Raw genomic sequence first — 19096 nt, forward strand, 5'->3', positions numbered from 1 at the left:
AGAATGAACATAGATTTGTTCCTTTTAGATATTTTATTTAGTATAAGTTCAATTATATTAGATGTATATCCCTTCAGATCTTAGAATATGTCGATATTTGTAAGACAATGCAATTAAGCTAGTTATATGGTATCAATTTAGAATAATATTACATAAAAGTAAACAAATATACACTATAGTTTGTTATATTGATTAAACTGTTATCGCTTACGCGATACAGAATACATAACGTAGTTGGAGGACTAGTATTGACTAAATTACATCGTATTTTAGCACTTACTTTGGGTGTCGCGCTTATAATGCCGATTACTCCGTCTATGACGCATGCTGAAGCTTTACAAAAGAAGATTGAAGCAAGTTTAGCGAGACAAGCAGCCGCCTCGGTCGTGATTGATGCGGTCACAAGTGGAGAAACGACTACTTGGAATCGCAATACACGTATAGGGGTAGTCGAAGATGTGTATGATCCATCTGGGAAGCAAGTGGCCTATCAAGTTCATTTTGAAGATCCGCAGGGCCAAGATCAAGGATATGCGCTAGTCAGTGCTTTTTATGATGAAGAGCCTATATTGATGTGGTCTGCAGGGCAAGCGATCGATGAGCAACAAGCGAAGCAAGTAGCAATGGAAGAATTACAAAGTGAGCGCCGATCATTAGTGGCTCCAGAGGTAGAAGATACTAAAATAGTATGGTACGGTGGAGCTAGATTAGGTATCGAAGTTGAAAGTTCAACTGGTGAAGAATTTGCAGTTGATAATACGATGCGGGCGGTATCGATTACCGATGAAAGTACGAATACCGAAACGTCTTCTTATCCTGTTCCTACTTATAATGCGGCCAATCGGGAGAAATGGGAGCAGTTTGAAGATATTAAGTTTGGTGCAGGTGATTCTAACGCCGATAGCGATGGGGTCACAGAAGTGGATCCTGCAACGTGGGAGCCTACGTACAATCGAATTGAGAAGTATTATATTAATGGGGTCACAAGCATGAAGCAGTGGAACTATACCACTAACCAGGCAACAGGTTGTACGCCAACTGCCGGTTCTAATATCGTAATGTGGTTCGCAAAGCAGTATCCATCCCTTAACCCAACCAAAAATCAGCGAGATATCGTGATGGGTTTGCGAACAACGATGAAAACTACGCAAAACGCAGGTGGGGAAGGTATCACAGGGCCAACCGATATTGATAACGGGATGCAAACGTACTTCCGTAATCACGGAGTGCCTTCAGCTACGTCTCAGAACTCCACATTAGCCACTTACGATGAATATAAGAAAAGATTACAAGAGCATGTACCTGTACTACAAAGTTACTGGAATCAACCGTACTTTGGTAACCATACGGTGACGGTTGTAGGATTCAAGGAATTGGTTCGTGGTACTCCAACCAAAAGTTCGAAGTACCTGGTGGTAAAAAATAATTGGTCGAGTGATACCGCAGATTTGTATGTGAAATTTGGAAGTTGGAATACGAATGTAATGACCTATACCTTTGTCAAAGGAACTTGATCGAAACGGAGGTATCTTATCATGCGAAGTCGAAAAGTAAAATGGATTCTTGGGATTTGTGTAGTATTGATTGTCTATGTGGGGGTAGAACTTGGTCTGGCTGCTAATAACAAAGTAGGCCTGTATGCGACAGTCAAACGAATCGTAGCTCATGCACCGGCAGTTGAAGCTTACGGAGGATATGAACTAACTTATATGGGAACGGTCGATTATGGCCCAGATTACATGGAGAAATTTGAACGTGGGGATGGACCATATAAAGACCAGCTGATGAAAGCAAAAAAGACCCCAGACACTCCACCGTTCATCTTTTTGAATAAGCAAGGCACTGAATATTATAAATATAAATTTCCACAATTGCCCTGGTTATTTTAATAAAGGATAGTGCCTGCTATATCCTTTGTGTAAGATCGATATAATGCAGAAGGTAGCTGGATAAATCTAATAAACAAAGCGCTAAAAACCTCAAACAGGGGCTTCTAGCGCTTTGTTTTGTAGGCTATCTTGTTGATTTATAGCTGAAGGTAATAAATGTTTGATCGTTCGGATAAATGCCGTCTGCGATCGGTATCTTTTCTTTTTAATCAACCTATCAAATTGAATAAGATATAGCTTTAAAAGATGTTTCAAAGCCAGTTCCTTTTCTAATCAAAGCATCTGACTTATTATACCTACACTTTTTCGTGAAAGAATCATAAAATGGACGAGTGATAATTTACAAAAAAAAGGAAATTTAACTAGAGTCGCTACTCTTACGCAGAGGCAACGGAATGCTAAAGAAATTACGTCAACAAGCTGAATCTTTTGTTTAGGATGAAGCAAAAAATGACCGAGCTAATAAGTAATAGTGAACCGTCTTTGATGCTCTTCGAGTGCGGAGTTGAAACCGATCACATACTTATCTGTATCCTTATCCAGATAAAGCATATCTGAAATATCACTTGATTCAAAATTTTAAAAGACTAACTAATATATATGTACATAATTAAAAAAGACCACGAAAGTAATCATTCGTTATTGTTTTGATCTGCACACAATGATCTACTACTAAACCTGAAATACAATCTATATTATGGAAATTAAAGTTGATTATTTACTATTTCTGCTTTGAACTAAATCTTTTCTCAAGAAATAGATTAATTAGTTATCAAATAAAAATTATAGGATTTACTATAGAAATCAAAAGAAAAAGGAATATAAAACGAATATTAAAATTATAATTTGATAGGAGTTTAATTTTGTATAAATAGAAAAAACAAAAAAAGTTACTTTATGGTAATATTTATATTTACAAGAAAATTCCCATATGATAATATACGTTTACATAATTAAAAGATAAGGATGTAGAAAATGGAATCTAGCAGCAAAGAAAAGCCTTATGATCAGCAAGAGATGCAGCCGAAAAGAATAGATACAGGATTACAATGCTTATTAATGATTGCAAATTTTCATGGGATTGCAGCCGATTCAGATCAAATTAAACATGCTTTTGCAATTCATGAAAGTACTACTTCTAGTATTGATATTCAAAAGGTTTCTAAACAACTTGGGTTAAAGTGTAAAATTGCAACAGTAAAGTTAAAAAGATTAGCTTCACTCAAATTGCCTGCTATTGTAGTTACGAAAAGTGATGACTTTTTTCTCCTTGCTAAAGTAAATGAACAAGAGTTTTTAATTTATGACCCTTTAAAAGCTAAACCTAGTTCATTGACACTACAAGAGTTTGAAGAAAAATGGAATGGAAAAATTATTCTATTTGCTCCTAAAGAACAAAGTAATCAACAAAATAGTGAATTTGGCATAAAATGGTTCGTACCTGCTTTATGGAAATATAAAAAATTGATATTTGAAATACTAATTGCTTCTTTCTTAATTAATTTATTTGGTCTTATTTCTCCTCTCTTTACACAAGTTATTATCGATAAAGTGTTAGTTCATCAAGGAATTGCCACTCTTAACGTATTAGTCATTGGATTAATATTAATAATCATTTTCGAATTTACAATTAGTCTTGCTAGAAATTATGTATTTACTCATACAACAAGTAGGATAGACATTAATTTAGGCGTAAAGTTATTTAATCATTTATTTAGACTTCCTCTATCTTATTTTGAAAATCGGCGCACTGGTGACACCATTGCAAGAGTTCGCGAATTAGAAAACATTAGACACTTTCTCACAGGAACTCCTCTTACTGCTATATTAGATGTTCTATTTATCATTGTGTATCTCGTTGTTATGCTCTGCTATAGTACATCACTGACTTTGATTGTTGTCAGTTCAATTCCTCTCTTTATTATTCTTTCTCTTATTTTTATTCCACTTATAAAGAATCGTCTAGAAGAAAAATTCCAAAGAGGATCAGATTCACAGTCTTATTTGGTAGAAGCAGTTTCAGGTATACAAACCTTAAAATCATTTGCTCTCGAACCGTTAGTTCAAAAAAAATGGGAAACCCTACAATCGAACTACATAAAATCTAATTTTAAATTAGCTATCTTGTCAGGCACTGCAGGGTCATTAAGTCAACTTATTCAAAAAATTAGTATGTTAGCTATTTTATGGTATGGTACTCATTTAGTTTTGCAAGGCGAGATTTCTGTAGGTCAACTTATTGCTTTCCAGATGCTTGCAGGACGAGTAAGCGATCCTGTAGTGCGACTGATTCAAATGTGGCAGGACTTTCAACAAACAGGTGTCTCAATAAGTAAGTTAAAAGATATATTTTCAGTACAGCCAGAACCGAGTATGTCATCTACTAAAGCTAAGTTACCCCGTATACACGGACGTATTACATTTGAAAAAGTTACTTTTAGATACCACACTAATGGTCCAGAAATTCTTCGTAATCTTTCTATCCATATTGATCCAGGAACTATTGTGGGAGTAGTAGGACGAAGTGGATCCGGAAAAAGCACCTTATCAAAACTAATTCAACGTTTGTATGTGCCGGAGTCAGGAAAGGTATTAATTGATGGTACCGACTTATCTATGACAGATCCTTCTTGGCTCCGTAGACAAGTAGGAGTAGTCCTTCAAGAAAATTACTTGTTCAGCGGAAGCATAAGAGAAAATATTTCCATTCATCACCCTGCTGCTACGATTCAGGAAATTGTAAATGTAGCTAAGTTAGCGGGAGCACATGAATTTATTTCGGAATTAATGGAAGGCTATGACACTATGGTTGGCGAAAGAGGTACATCGCTTTCTGGTGGACAGAAGCAACGAGTAGCTATTGCTCGTGCATTACTTTCTAACCCAAGAATATTAATTTTTGATGAAGCAACGTCGGCACTTGATTATGAGTCTGAACGTATCATTCAAAGTAATCTTCAACATATCTGTAAAGGTAGAACAGTAATTATTATTGCACACCGTTTATCTACTATTATGTCTGCTAATAAAATTTTAGTATTGGATAAAGGGGAACTAGTAGAATCAGGAACGCACCAGCAACTTATACAAACGAATGGTTTGTACAGGCATCTGTATTCGCAGCAAGAAAGGAATTAAATATGTTATTTCGAAAGAAAGATAGATTAGACTATGAATTTTTACCTGACGCAATGGAACTTGAAGAAACACCTCCTCTTCCATTAGGAAGATGGCTGATTTGGATCATATTTCTTATTTTTATAACTACTATCATCTGGTCTTATTATGGAAAGGTCGATGTAGTAGCTTCTGCTAGAGGAAAAGTTATTCCTGATGGGCGAACAAACGTCCTTCAACCTATGGAAGAATCTTCGATTAAAGCGATTCATGTTAGAGAAGGGGAACAAGTGAAAAAAGGACAGTTGTTGGTTGAATTTGATTCAACATCCACTAAGGCTGATGTTGAAGGAGTCAAAAAAGAACTGTTAATTGCTCGTGTTGAAAAAGAGATGCTTCAAGCTGAACTTTCTGAAGTACAGTATGTACCTAGCGAAGAAGTACATCAATCAGAAGATGCACAGGCAGTAATAAGTATGCAAGAAAATTTAAGACAAGCAAGAGAGCAAGAATATAGTTATAGTCATCAAGCGGCTGAACTTATTGTCGCGCAGCGAGAAAAAGATTTGATTAATGCTAAATCCTCTCTAGAAACATTACAGAAAAACAGTCAATTAGAAGTGGTAAAACAGTTGGACAATACAGAGGGAGAAGAACAAACAGATTTGAACAGCATACTAGAAGACGATATGAGTATGTATAAATCTGAACAAGAAATCGAAGAACAGAAGACCAGTATTAAGCAAGCAGAGGATGCAGTAGAAGAGGCTGAAAAAAACGTCACTGTGATATCTGAACAACGAAAAAAAGGCCTGCTTGATCTTATGGTAACTTCTGAAAAAAGTATTACTAATTTGACTGCTGAATTAACTAAAGCTCAAAAAAGATATAACCTCCAGCAACTGAAATCTCCTGTTAATGGTACTATACATGGTATTTCTTCTTTAACTGTTGGTGGTATTGTATCTCCCGCCCAATCTTTTATTTCTGTAGTACCTAATGATACACCTATGGTAGTAGAAGCAACCATATCTAATCAAGATATAGGGTTTATCAAAAAGGGACAAAAGGTCTTTTTAAAAATAGATACGTTTCCTTTTCAAAAGTATGGATATTTATATGGAGAAATAGAGCATATTAGTCCAGATGCTTTTGATGATGAAAAGTTAGGCTCTATATATAAAGCCAATGTAAAAATAAAATCTACGAATTCATCAAGAAATATACCAATTCATATTACACCAGGAATGTCACTTACTGCTGAAATTAAAACCGATGAGCGGAGAATTATAGAGTTTTTCCTTTCTCCAATAATCAAAGCAACAGAAGAGAGTTTCAAGTTACGTTAATAGCGAGGAGAAAACCATGAATTCTACTAAAGGAATTAAAATAATATTTATCATCATCTTACTTTTTAGTGCTATGCCTATTAGCTATTTCAATATAGTTCATGCGGATTCAGTCAAGGAAATGAAAATAATTGGAAAAGTGAAAAGTGGTAATAATACTCTCGAAATGATAGAACCTCATCTAGATAGATGGGGTGACCAATCTATCGTCTCTTTTAAAATACGTTTGACCAATGCGGGTAAAGTGGATAGTAATCTAGCAAGGTATAGCATTAAAATGATTACGGCGGAAGGAGTAGGCGTCCCGACAAAGTTGCTAGATGAAAAGGTTCAAACCATTGTTACTCCTAAGTCTTTCACGGAAGTTACTTACTATGCTGTTTTTAAAGGAAAAACAACTATATCTAATATGAAATTTGAAATTACCGAGTGGAATATCAAATTTCAAAATTTTAAAAAGAAAATAGGCGTAATTAAAGTACCTGTGTCTTATCAAGAGATAACACCTGTACATACTCAAAAGTTAGCAAATATTAACGGAATCGAAAGTGCATTAAGTAGTGAAAATGTATATTGGAGTACAGGATCAAAAAAAGATACTATTACTTTAGATTTCAACATTGAAAACCAGGATACTTCTGCCGTTACACTTCCAGAATATAATTATTTTTTGAAAACAAGAGCTGGGCTTAGATATGAACTAAAAATGAAATCAGAAGAGCAGCCAGTTTCTTTAGATTCTAGTGAAAAGGAACAATTTAAATTATATAGTCAGGTTCCTAAAGGAATAGTTGATTCTGAACTTCAATTAATGATTACGAGAAAAATAAAAGATAGTGATAAACCTATGTATGTAACAGAATATATTTTTGAAATTCCTAAACCGGTAAACTGGAAAAATATCAAAAGTTCAAACTCTTTACAAAAAGAAATTATTTTAAATCAAAATCCGATAGAACTAGATGCTTCAGAGCCACTATATGTTTTGAAAGGAAATCTACGTGATACTATTGCAATGAAAGTAAAGTTACTAAACACAACCAATACTTCTATTAATTTACCTGATTTAGGAGCATTCTATAGTATTGGAGATAAACAATATAAAGCTGATTTCAAAGTCCAAGAAGATAAAACAAAAATCGTTCCAGATGAAACCCTTATAGTCGAAATTACAGCAGATGTACCTAAAAATAAAAAGAATTATAATTTAAAAATTATTCTTGCAGAAGTAATATCAAACGATGAGAAAGCACCAGTGTATTCTCCTCTCATTGTATTTCATAAAGAGCAAGAATTAACTACAGGATTAAATAGTACATCTCTGACAGGTACACAGTATATTAATAAAGACGGCACATCGATTTTAGTTCAAGCGCAAACTGTTAATGAGCAAAAAGAAGGAAAAAAACAATTTATAAATGGTTCTTATTTCATAAAAAATGTAGGGGACATTTCGTATAAGTTGCCAACATATACAACAACTTTAGCAATTATAGGTGCTGGAGATTTCAAGGGCAATATTCTAAACACAGAACAGATAGAACTGAGTCCTCAAGAATCAAAAATTATTAAGTTCAGTATTGCAGTACCTAGCCAAATAGATATCAATAACGCTTATATCCAGCTTAAAGAAGTCGGATTCAATAGTAAAGAAGAATTAACTATTCCAGTTGCTCAATTTGCTTTAAACAATCTTCTAGAAATAAAGGTAAATGAGTCCAATTGGTTTGATCTCAAAACAGAACAAGGAGATTACCAAGCCAAAATCAACGGTACGTATCGCTTACCTATGAATGATAAAGATTTATTAGTGACTGATATCGATATAAAAAGTCTAAATGATGATTCGCTTGCCTTACCCAAACTCAAAGCCACCTATCGTGTAAATAAACAAACCAAGTTAGAAGGAAGAATTATTAATCTCAGTAATCTAGCTTCCATGAATGAAGATGTTCTTTCTTATCAAATCATCTCTGAAGTACCCTATTCCTCAAAAATAAAGAAAATTGATTTGTATATACAAGAACAAGGAGATAACGATAAAGATACAGGATTACAGATAGATGTAAGTCATTTATCAAACATTGCTTTTTATGAAAAAAATCAGCCTTATAAAATTGAAACTGTAGGAAATCAGTCGGAAGTTAACTTAAAACAAACAATCGTTTATCCTGGCGAAAATGATGATCTAATAGAAATTCAGATGATTCAAGTCAATCAAGATAAAAGAAGTCACAATCTAACAAAATTAGTTGCATATCTAGCAACCTCAGATGATGTTTTTTATCCACTTGAAATTAAAAACTCTGATACTAACTCAGGTTATCAAACTAAAACAGTGCTATCTGCTAAAGCCGTTTTACCCAAAGGTGTATTCGATTCAAACGTAAAGCTAATATTGGGACAGGCTGTTTCTGATGATTCTATAATTACTACTAATAATGCTCCTAGTGGATATGTAAAAGCAGCAATGTTTTCAACTCCAGATATAGTAAGTACTAATAATTCAATGAATAATTTAAGAATTGGACCTTATAAATTAAATATAACAAACATTACTACTAATGTTACCTCAGGAATTAGTGTTCAACATAGTGTTTACGCTGATTTAACAAAAGCTTTTGATTTTAATAATTCTAGTAACGATTACAGTTTAAAAATTGAACTGAGTAGTAACAGTAACGAAACGATTGAGCAGATTTATACATTAGGAGCAAAATCTTCAGATAATACAATTCCTTTAGGAACAAGTGTGAAATCATTTTCTTCTTCTAGTCTATTGAAGTACACCAAGGTGAAAATTTATGCAATATATGGTGATTATGAGAGTCTCTTAACTACAATGGATCTTCGATGATTTATTGTTGCTAAATGACTACTAAAAGAAGCTAATCAATAAAGAATATTTATATTTGCATAAAATTATATTTTTAAGTTAACTCAAAACAATATATTTAGAAATGAGGTTAGTATATTGCCATCAAAGAAAAAAAAGTGGTTTATTATTATTGGTTTACTTGTGTTTATTTTTATAGCATATAGAACGTCTTATCCTTTTATAAGAGAATACCAAGAGGCTAACGTCACTAAAGAAACTCAAGAATATCTTTTCAATAAATATCAAGAAAAATTTGTAGTAACTGATATTAGAAAAGAACCTCTCATGCAGAAGTACTATTTAGTCGCAGCTCGTGCAGAAGATCCTGATATTAATTTTAATGTTATCAGAAATATTGAGAAACCTTTTGTTTATCAAGATGACTATATAGCAGAAAAGTGGTACTGGCAATCAAGTACGATATTAAAACCAATTCTAGATAGAAATATTAAACAAACAGGCTATTCTTTTATAATAAATCAGCGTTTTCAGATAGAAAAATATAAAGGGATTAATGAAGATTTTATAAAAGCTCAAGTGCTTCACCCGGAACTTTCTCAAGTCTCACTCTATATTTTATATATTATAAATAAAGGAGAGGAATCAAAATATAAGTCTACAATTGATAATTTAGTAAGTGATATTAAAAAAAGAAATATCAAAAGTTTATTATTAACGGTTGAGTTCTACGATTTATCTAAATATAAAAATACAGATGATTTTAAGAAACAATTAAAAAAAATTAAAAATCCAACATTGTTTTCTGTGCTTAAGGAAAAAACATTACTTAAAAAATATAACATTAAAATAGCTAATAATTAAAACATGAGGAGGAAACAAAATGGCAACAGATTTAGAATACTTAGAAATTGCTGAAAATTCATATGAGAACGATAAAATTTCAACTTTCATAGCTCAAAAGAATTTTTCAAAAGTAAACAATACAAGAGTATGGAAAGTACTAGGGCAACAATCAATAAATGAAGGATTCTTTGGTCGGGCTTATTTAAATGAAGATACGAAAGAAGTTATCTTTGCATTTCGAGGATCTAATAGCAAATTTTTAGATCCAGAAGGAGATTGGATAAACGAAAATATTGATACGGGGTGGAGTACTCCTCAAACACGCGCAGCTAGAAGTTTTGTAAAATCTATAGTAGAAGAAAATATGGACCTTGACTCAGATTATACTTACAATTTTACTGGCCATTCTCTTGGAGGAAAATTAGCTCAACAAACATTGATTTCGGCTTTAGAAGGTGATATTAAAGAAGGTGGTAAGTCTGTAATCTCAGCCAATCAACTAGGTAAAGCAGTAGTCTTTAATTCAGCAGGTACATGGAATAATGACGATGCTCGCCCTTCTTTATCAAGAAAATTATCTGATTACAATGTAAAGCATTACTCGACTTCTGGTGATGTTTTAAATGGAATTGCACAAGGGCTAGGTACATATTTTGGTACGCATACTATCCTTCCTTTTTCTTATGTAAAAGAAGAACTCAAAAAAGATACTTTCAAGCCGCTTTTTATACATGGCAGTTTTAATTCTATGAAACATTATATGAGCAAGGCGGGAATGTTTTCTGCAAACGAGGTGTATGGAAACGAAAATGGATCTAACGAAGTTCTTAGTGGTAGAAATACTTCAGATACAATTATTGGGTATGATGGGAACGATACTATATATGGTTACATTGGAGAAGATAACATTCAAGGAAATGATGGGAATGATATCCTGTATGGTGGCATTGGATCAGATATACTATCTGGAGCCAAAGGAGATGACATACTTTTAGGTGAAGACGGGAATGATTCCCTTGATGGAGGAACTGGTAGTGACACCTTAAAAGGCGGAGCAGGGAATGACGTATTAGAAGGAGGACAGGGCAAAAATGATCGTCTAGAAGGCGGTACTGGCAATGATACATACATTTTTCATAAAGGCGATGGTATTGATACTATTGTAGAGATTGGTGACAATTTCCATGATACACTAAAAATTTATGGCTATACCATGAAAGAAGCCAAATTTAAATTCTTTATTGAGTACCCAGGCACTTATGGAGCCTACAGTATAAATGTAATGATCTACTTTCCTAATCAACATGGTTCTGCTTACGACAAAATTACAGTTCAGGGTTGGGAAAGAACGAGTGGAGTAACCGGACAAGTAGAGCGGTTAGTCTTCGTTAACGGTGGAATACCTATAGAATACGATCTAAAAACAATTGCTTCAAAAGTAATTAAGAAGCCATTTCGTAATACTATACTTTCTGGAAGTCAAGCTGCGGCAATGGATCCACTAATCCTAGATCTAAATGGTGATGGAATTTCTTCTCTTTCTTTAGAAGAAGGAACTCATTTTGATTATGATGGTGATGGATTTGCTGAGAAAACAGGCTGGGTAAATAGTGAAGATGGGTTTCTAGTTCGTGATCTGAATCAAGATGGACAAATAAATAATGGTTCAGAATTATTTGGTGAACGAACAAAATTAAAAAATGGGAAATTTGCAAGAAACGGTTTTGAAGCATTGTCTGATTTAGATAATAATCAAGATGGACGAATTGACCAAAAAGATGAATCGTTTTCACAATTAAAAGTGTGGAAAGATAGCGATTCAGATGGAATAGTAGGAGAAAATGAACTTTATACATTAGACCAGCTTGGGATTACAGGGCTAAATTTGGATTACAGTGACAATATAGATGAAGCAGAAGTAAAAGGAAACCGAGAGTTACGTTCTGCTAGTTACGAATTGTTAGGAAGCCCACAACAAAAAATGTCAGAATTCTCATTTGAATTGGATAATACAGATACTTTACCAGTATCTTTACTTAAGGAAAGTGAAGGCATTGAAGCTTTACCTGATATTGAAGGGCGGGGCTATGTACATTCGTTACATCAAGCAATGCAACGTGACACTACTTTACAGTTACAAACATGGCTTAAGGAGTTCATAAATACTAATAGCGTAGTTTCAAGACAAGAATTATTACAAAAAATTATTTACAAGTGGACTGGTGTCGATGGTATTGACGCGGCTAGTCGCGGAGTAGGCATTCAAGCTCAGAAGCTTACCGCATTAGAACGATTTTATGGGATTAATTCTAAGACTTATCTTCCGACTGTAGAGAGTACACAAATTATTGAAGAGAGTTACAAAGAAATTGAAGAATATATCTATGCCCAGCTTATGGCGAAGTCTCATCTAAGTGATTTATATAGAAAAATTGATTTTAGTTGGAGCGAGCAAACAAGTGAGCTTCAAGGTGACTTGCAAATGATAACAGATGATTTAGAGGCGCGTCTATTAAATAACTATCAACAAGCTAAAGTTGTACTTGGCGAATTTATAAGAACTGCAAAGAATTTATACATTTCAGACTCAATAATGTTAGAGAGTATGGTTAGTTATTTTGCAGGTAAAAGCACAGAAATAGCATGGATTGTAGAATCTAATTTCCGTACAAAATTAGTGGGTACTGATCAAAATGATAATTTATTGGGCACGAGTAAAGATGAAGCCTTATCTGGTGGTACTGGAAATGATATTTTAGATGGCAAACAAGGAAATAATGCTCTGTTTGGCGGACTTGGAAATGATACCTATATGATTAATCGAGGAGATAGTCTCAATACGATCTATGAAGATGATACGACATCGGGAAATTTAGATCGTTTGCAGTTTGCAGATACTGTCTCTCCAAATCAAGTGAATTTAAGTATGATGAATGATGATTTACTTATTCAAATAGAAGGAGAAAAGGGAATTACTCGTATTAAAAATTACTTTCAAGATAAAAAATATGTCGTAGAAAATATTATTTTTTCAGATGGTACATTTTGGGATCAAGAGTATATTGCACGAATAGTTCAAAACAATATAATTGGAACGAACCATGCAGATACACTTCAAGGTACATCAAAAAGTGATTTTATTAATGCACTTGATGGAGACGATACGCTAAGTGGAGCTGAGGGACATGATACTTTAGTTGGTGGAGCCGGAATAGACGACTTATCTGGCGGAACCGGAAATGATTTATTATTCGGCTCTGAAGGAAATGATTTACTTCGAGGGGATGCCGGAGATGATATCTTAGATGGAGGAACTGGAAACGATATTTTAAATGATGAATATGGAAATGATATTTTTCGTTTTGGGCGTGGATACGGAAATGATATTGTAACAGATAATGAAACTGTAATCTCCCAAGATATTGTAGAGTTCAATAGTGATGTCTCTCCTGATGATATTGAATTAATTAATTATAGTTATTCATTAATCCTAAAAATAAAAGGAACTAACGATCAATTAACGATAAATAATCATTTTCTTAAAAGATACTATGGTGTAGAAAAAATTAGATTTTCAGACGGAACCACTTGGGATTATGAGTATACATTAAAAAATGCTAAGAATTCTCAAGCCTACTCTCAGAATATTATAACGGGTACTATGAATGACGAAACACTTGTTGGAGGATCAGGTGATGACCTCATTATGGCTAGTGGCGGAAACGATATCTTAGATGGCGGAGCAGGAAATGATTATTTACGTGGTAATGATAATTATTCTATTGGTCGGGTAGAAGGTCATAGCGGAGCAGATACTTATATATTTGGTAGAGGTTATGGTAGTGACACAATAGATGACTATGATTCTACTCCTGGAGTAATAGACACAATAAAGATGCTCGTTAATCCAGACGAAATCGAAGTAATTGCAGATTTTACTACTCTTACTTTAAGTATAAAAGGAACAGAAGATCGGATCAGTATAGTATCTTATTTTAAAATGGATGTAGATAATCCAAATGCACAAATTGAAAGAGTTATTTTTAAAGATGGAACTACATGGTATAAAAACGATATAGAACGATACGTTATTAATCGCGGAACTGGAAATGGTGAAACTTTATATGGAACTATATTAAATGATAATATTTTTGGTTTAGCCGGACATGATAACTTAATTGGACAGTTTGGAAATGATAAAATTTATGGAGATGCAGGGAATGACAATCTTTACGGAGGAGCAGGAAACGATGTTCTAGATGGTGGATCAGGAGATGACATGTTATACGGAAATAGATCATCTGATGGTTCTAGTAGTATTAACTATAGTGGTTCTGATACGTATGTTTTTGGTCGAGGATATGGTCAAGATACTATTATAGATTTGGATAATACGGGTGCAGGAGTAGATACCCTTCGACTACTTGTTGATCCAGACGAGATTGAGGTCTTGCAAAATGCGAATAACTTGATAGTTGTGATTAAAGACACAGGAGATCAAATTACCATTCAACAGTATTTTGCTAAAGAAACCGGCACTGTAAAAGATCCCTATTCTCAGGCAATTGAAAGAGTAACATTTGCAGATGGTACGGTCTGGAACCAAACACAGTTAGAAGAACAGGTCATGACTCGTGGCACCAACAGCAGTGAGAGTTTGTATGGGCAGGAAAAAGTGAATAATTACATGTATGGTTTACTAGGTAATGATGAGATAAGAGGTAGTAAGAACAACGATCAACTGTTCGGTGGCGGAGGAAATGACAATCTTTATGGAGGAGCAGGGGATGACCTCTTAGATGGTGGATCAGGAAATGACATGTTATATGGAAACACACTATCCAATGGTTATGGCAGTACTAGCTATAGTGGTTCTGATAAGTATGTTTTTGGTCGAGGATATGGTCAAGATACTATTATAGATTTGGATAATACGGGTGCAGGAGTAGATACCCTTCGACTACTTGTTGATCCAGACGAGATTGAGGTCTTGCAAAATGCGAATAACTTGATAGTTGTGATTAAAGACACAGGAGATCAAATTACTGTTCAACAGTATTTTGCTAAAGAAACCGGCACTGTAAAAGATCCCTATTCTCAAGCAATTGAAAGAGTAACATTTGCAGATGGTACGGTCTGGAACCAAACACAGTTAGAAGAACAGGTCATGACTCGTGGCACCAACAGCAGTGAGAGTTTGTATGGGCAGGAAAAAGTGAATAATTACATGTATGGTTTACTAGGTAATGATGAGATAAGGGGTAGTAAGAACAACGATCAACTGTTCGGTGGCGGAGGAAATGACAATCTTTATGGAGGAGCAGGGGATGACCTCTTAGATGGTGGATCAGGAAACGACATGTTATACGGAAATAGATTATCTGATGGTTATGGCAGTACTAGCTATAGTGGTTCCGATACGTATGTTTTTGGTCGAGGATATGGTCAAGATACTATTATAGATTTGGATAATACGGGTGCAGGAGTAGATACCCTTCGACTACTTGTTGATCCAGACGAGATTGAGGTCTTGCAAAATGCGAATAACTTGATAGTTGTGATTAAAGACACAGGAGATCAAATTACTGTTCAACAGTATTTTGCTAAAGAAACCGGCACTGTAAAAGATCCCTATTCTCAGGCAATTGAAAGAGTAACATTTGCAGATGGTACGGTCTGGAACCAAACACAATTAGAAGAACAGGTCATGACTCGTGGCACCAACAGCAGTGAGAGTTTGTATGGGCAGGAAAAAGTGAATAATTACATGTATGGTTTACTAGGTAATGATGAGATAAGGGGTAGTAAGAACAACGATCAACTGTTCGGTGGCGGAGGAAATGACAATCTTTATGGAGGAGCAGGGGATGACCTCTTAGATGGTGGATCAGGAAATGACATGTTATACGGAAATAGATTATCTGATGGTTATGGCAGTACTAGCTATAGTGGTTCTGATACGTATGTTTTTGGTCGAGGATATGGTCAAGACATTATTATAGATTTGGATAATACGGGTGCAGGAGTAGATACCCTTCGACTACTTGTTGATCCAGACGAGATTGAGGTCTTGCAAAATGCGAATAACTTGATAGTTGTGATTAAAGACACAGGAGATCAAATTACCGTTCAACAGTATTTTGCTAAAGAAACCGGCACTGTAAAAGATCCCTATTCTCAGGCAATTGAAAGAGTAACATTTGCAGATGGCACGGTCTGGAACCAAACACAGTTAGAAGAACAGGTCATGACTCGTGGTACCAACAGTAGTGATATTTTGTATGGCCAAGATAAAATTGGCGATTACATGTATGGTCAAGCTGGAAATGACATTTTGTATGGGCAACAAGGTAATGATACTTTATATGGTGAAGCAGGTGTGGATACTTTATATGGCGGATTTGGGAATGATCGTTTAGAAGGAGGAGCAGACGCCGATATTCTTGATGGTGGGGTTGGAAATGATAGTCTGTTTGGTGGTACTGGCAATGATACGTATATCTTCTCTAAAGGATATGGTCAAGATACGATATTTGAATCAGACACTACTACTGGAAAAATGGATAAAATCAAGCTTTCTGTCAATCCAACTGATATTGAATTAATTCGCGAGTCTAATGATCTAGTTTTACGCTTTATTGATACAACTGATACTTTGCGAGTAGATAATTATTTTACTTTAGAGTCAGCTGGCCAATATAGTCATAAAATTGAACAAATCATTTTCTCAAATGGTACCGTATGGAATCAGACCAAAATAGAAGAAATTGTTAACTTAAATGATGTATTAATTGGTGGAGAAAGTAATGATGTACTAGACGGTAAGTCAGGAATAGACCAATTATTTGGTGGTAATGGTGATGATGTACTGACTGGTGGAGATGACAGGGATACCTTGTATGGAGAAGCAGGGGCTGATATTCTTGACGGTGGTGCAGGAAACGACGAATTGTACGGTAATCGAGGAAGCGATACTTATATTTTTGGAAAAGGGTATGGAAAAGACTTTATCTATGATGGTAACGCCTCCGATGATGATATAGATACTATAAAATTACTTGTTAAACCAAGCGAAGTTGACATTTTACAGAATAATGGAAATCTTATTTTTCAAATTAAAGGAACAACTGATCAGTTAACTGTAGGTTCTTATTTTTATCAAGATGAAAAGGGAAAATATCCAAACAAAGTAGAACAAGTACTTTTTTCAGATGGATCGATTTGGAATCAAACCAAACTGGAAGAACATGTGATTACTCGTGGTACGATAGAAACAGATGTACTATATGGGCGTAATGATCTCAACAACTGGTTAGAAGGTCTTGGAGGAAACGATCAGCTATACGGGAACATGGGTCGTGATGTACTTGATGGTGGGGAAGGAAACGACGAACTTTATGGGAGTTCAGGACAAGACACCTATATATTTGGTCGAGGATACGGCCAAGATTTATTATTTGAAAGTCAAACTTTAACCAATGAGATCAATATTGTACAGTTGCTAGTAAAACCAAATGAGATTGAAGTATTACAAAATAATAATAGTTTAGTGATACAGATCAAAGGAACTACAGATCGACTTACTATCAGCTCCTATTTTGATCAAAATGAAAAAGGACAATTTATTCATAAGATAGATCAATTAACTTTTTCAGATGGAACAGTTTGGAATCAATTAAAACTTGAAGAGCGAGTGATCACTCGAGGTACTACAACAGCAGATAATTTATATGGTCGTAGTGATCTTAATAATCTTATGGAAGGCTTAGCAGGTAACGATATATTATACGGTAGTATTAGTAATGATACTCTGGATGGCGGTATTGGAAACGATCAGTTGTATGGAAATCGTGGAAGTGATACGTATATCTTTGGTAGTGGATATGGCCAAGATTTAATATACGATGGAAATAGTACCCTGCAAGATCAAGACAGCATTCAACTATTGGTTAATCCAGAACAAATAGAGATTCTTCAGGATAATGGTAGTCTAGTACTTCATATTCTAGGAACAACAGATCAACTCACTATTGGTTCTTATTTTTCCAAAGATGAGCAAGGTGTATATGCTTATCAAATTGAGAAAGTCTTATTTGCAAATGGAGTCATTTGGGATCAAGCTAAATTAGAAGAACATGTTATTACACGAGGATCCACCGGTGATGAAACATTGTATGGAAGAGATGAACTCAATGATTTTATGTATGGTTTAGAAGGAAATGACCAGTTGTTCGGTAATGCTGGAAAAGATATTCTCGATGGTGGGCTAGGAAACGACCGATTATATGGAGGCCAAGGTGATGATACGTACTTATTTCAAGTAGGATCTGGACAAGATATAATCATTGAAAGTGATAGTACAAAAGGTAACCAAGATAGCATAAAGCTAGATATGAATTATGAAGATCTTCTTTTATCTAAACAAGTAGCAGATTTGAAGATCCAATTGCGAAATAGCAGTGATATGCTAACAGTCGAAAATTGGGATGTAAGTCAAGAAGCACAAGTCGAAAAATTAATAAGTAAGGATGGCTATGTACTTATGAATAGCCAAGTTTCAAAGTTGATTGATGCCATGGCAGCTTTTTCTACTGATACTGGTATAAGTTGGTCGCAAGCTATGGAAGAACATCGTCCAGAAGCATTAAGTATCTTAACACAATATTGGAGTCAAAATAAAAAATAAACATTTAATTCACAAAATTTTCATCTGCAAAAGAAGCATTAACGATGAGTTCACTCAATCATTAATGCTTCTTTGCTTATAAAAATGTACTTTAGATCAATAAAATGATTAAGATGCTATTACAAATAATCTAATAGTAGACACAAAAATAGCTTCTTCAGCTTGGAAATGAAAACCCTGAAATCATATTCGATTAAATTATTATATTTTAAGAACTAATCGAAAAGTAGAAGGTGAATAAAATTTAAAACATAAATCAAAAGATTGTGTAAGGAAGGAGTTATACTGCTATAACATCTTAATAAGGAAAATACTCTAAAATAAAGAGGCCTTTGAAACCTATACTACGTATAGATAGGGAGACATTTTTGTC

The 19096-nt window shown here is 34.5% G+C and carries 7 protein-coding genes; all 7 read left to right on the forward strand.

What is annotated here, in order from left to right; translation table 11 throughout:
• Window positions 1-248 precede the first annotated feature (248 nt).
• Window positions 249-1514, forward strand: a complete 1266-nt coding sequence (locus PQ460_RS11045) for a hypothetical protein (RefSeq protein ID WP_274172709.1) — start codon at window positions 249-251, stop codon at window positions 1512-1514.
• A 21-nt stretch (window positions 1515-1535) separates the two neighbouring features.
• Window positions 1536-1889 carry a hypothetical protein gene (locus tag PQ460_RS11050; protein WP_274172710.1) on the forward strand — a complete coding sequence of 118 codons (354 nt, stop codon included), beginning with the start codon at window positions 1536-1538 and terminating at the stop codon, window positions 1887-1889.
• Between the two features lie 975 nt (window positions 1890-2864).
• Complete coding sequence (locus PQ460_RS11055) at window positions 2865-5027, forward strand: peptidase domain-containing ABC transporter (protein ID WP_274172711.1); 2163 nt, start codon at window positions 2865-2867, stop codon at window positions 5025-5027.
• 2 nt (window positions 5028-5029) lie between these two features.
• On the forward strand, window positions 5030-6355 hold the full coding sequence (locus PQ460_RS11060; RefSeq protein WP_274172712.1) for an HlyD family type I secretion periplasmic adaptor subunit: 1326 nt from the start codon (window positions 5030-5032) through the stop codon (window positions 6353-6355).
• A 16-nt stretch (window positions 6356-6371) separates the two neighbouring features.
• On the forward strand, window positions 6372-9212 hold the full coding sequence (locus PQ460_RS11065; protein WP_274172713.1) for a hypothetical protein: 2841 nt from the start codon (window positions 6372-6374) through the stop codon (window positions 9210-9212).
• Window positions 9213-9329: 117 nt separating this feature from the next.
• On the forward strand, window positions 9330-10055 hold the full coding sequence (locus PQ460_RS11070) for a hypothetical protein (protein ID WP_274172714.1): 726 nt from the start codon (window positions 9330-9332) through the stop codon (window positions 10053-10055).
• 19 nt (window positions 10056-10074) lie between these two features.
• Window positions 10075-18723 (forward strand): calcium-binding protein, encoded by an 8649-nt coding sequence (locus PQ460_RS11075; protein WP_274172715.1) that lies wholly within the window; start codon window positions 10075-10077, stop codon window positions 18721-18723.
• Window positions 18724-19096: the final 373 nt, after the last annotated feature.

The sequence above is a fragment of the Paenibacillus sp. KACC 21273 genome, assembly GCF_028736095.1.
Lineage (GTDB): Bacteria > Bacillota > Bacilli > Paenibacillales > Paenibacillaceae > Saccharibacillus > Saccharibacillus kyungheensis.

Bases quoted from the DNA above. Each gene is read 5' to 3' on its own strand.
- PQ460_RS11065 (WP_274172713.1), top strand. From the start codon at position 6,372: ATGAATTCTACTAAAGGAATTAAAATAATATTTATCATCATCTTACTT.
- PQ460_RS11050 (WP_274172710.1), top strand. From the start codon at position 1,536: ATGCGAAGTCGAAAAGTAAAATGGATTCTTGGGATTTGTGTAGTATTG.
- PQ460_RS11075 (WP_274172715.1), top strand. From the start codon at position 10,075: ATGGCAACAGATTTAGAATACTTAGAAATTGCTGAAAATTCATATGAG.
- PQ460_RS11055 (WP_274172711.1), top strand. From the start codon at position 2,865: ATGGAATCTAGCAGCAAAGAAAAGCCTTATGATCAGCAAGAGATGCAG.
- PQ460_RS11060 (WP_274172712.1), top strand. From the start codon at position 5,030: ATGTTATTTCGAAAGAAAGATAGATTAGACTATGAATTTTTACCTGAC.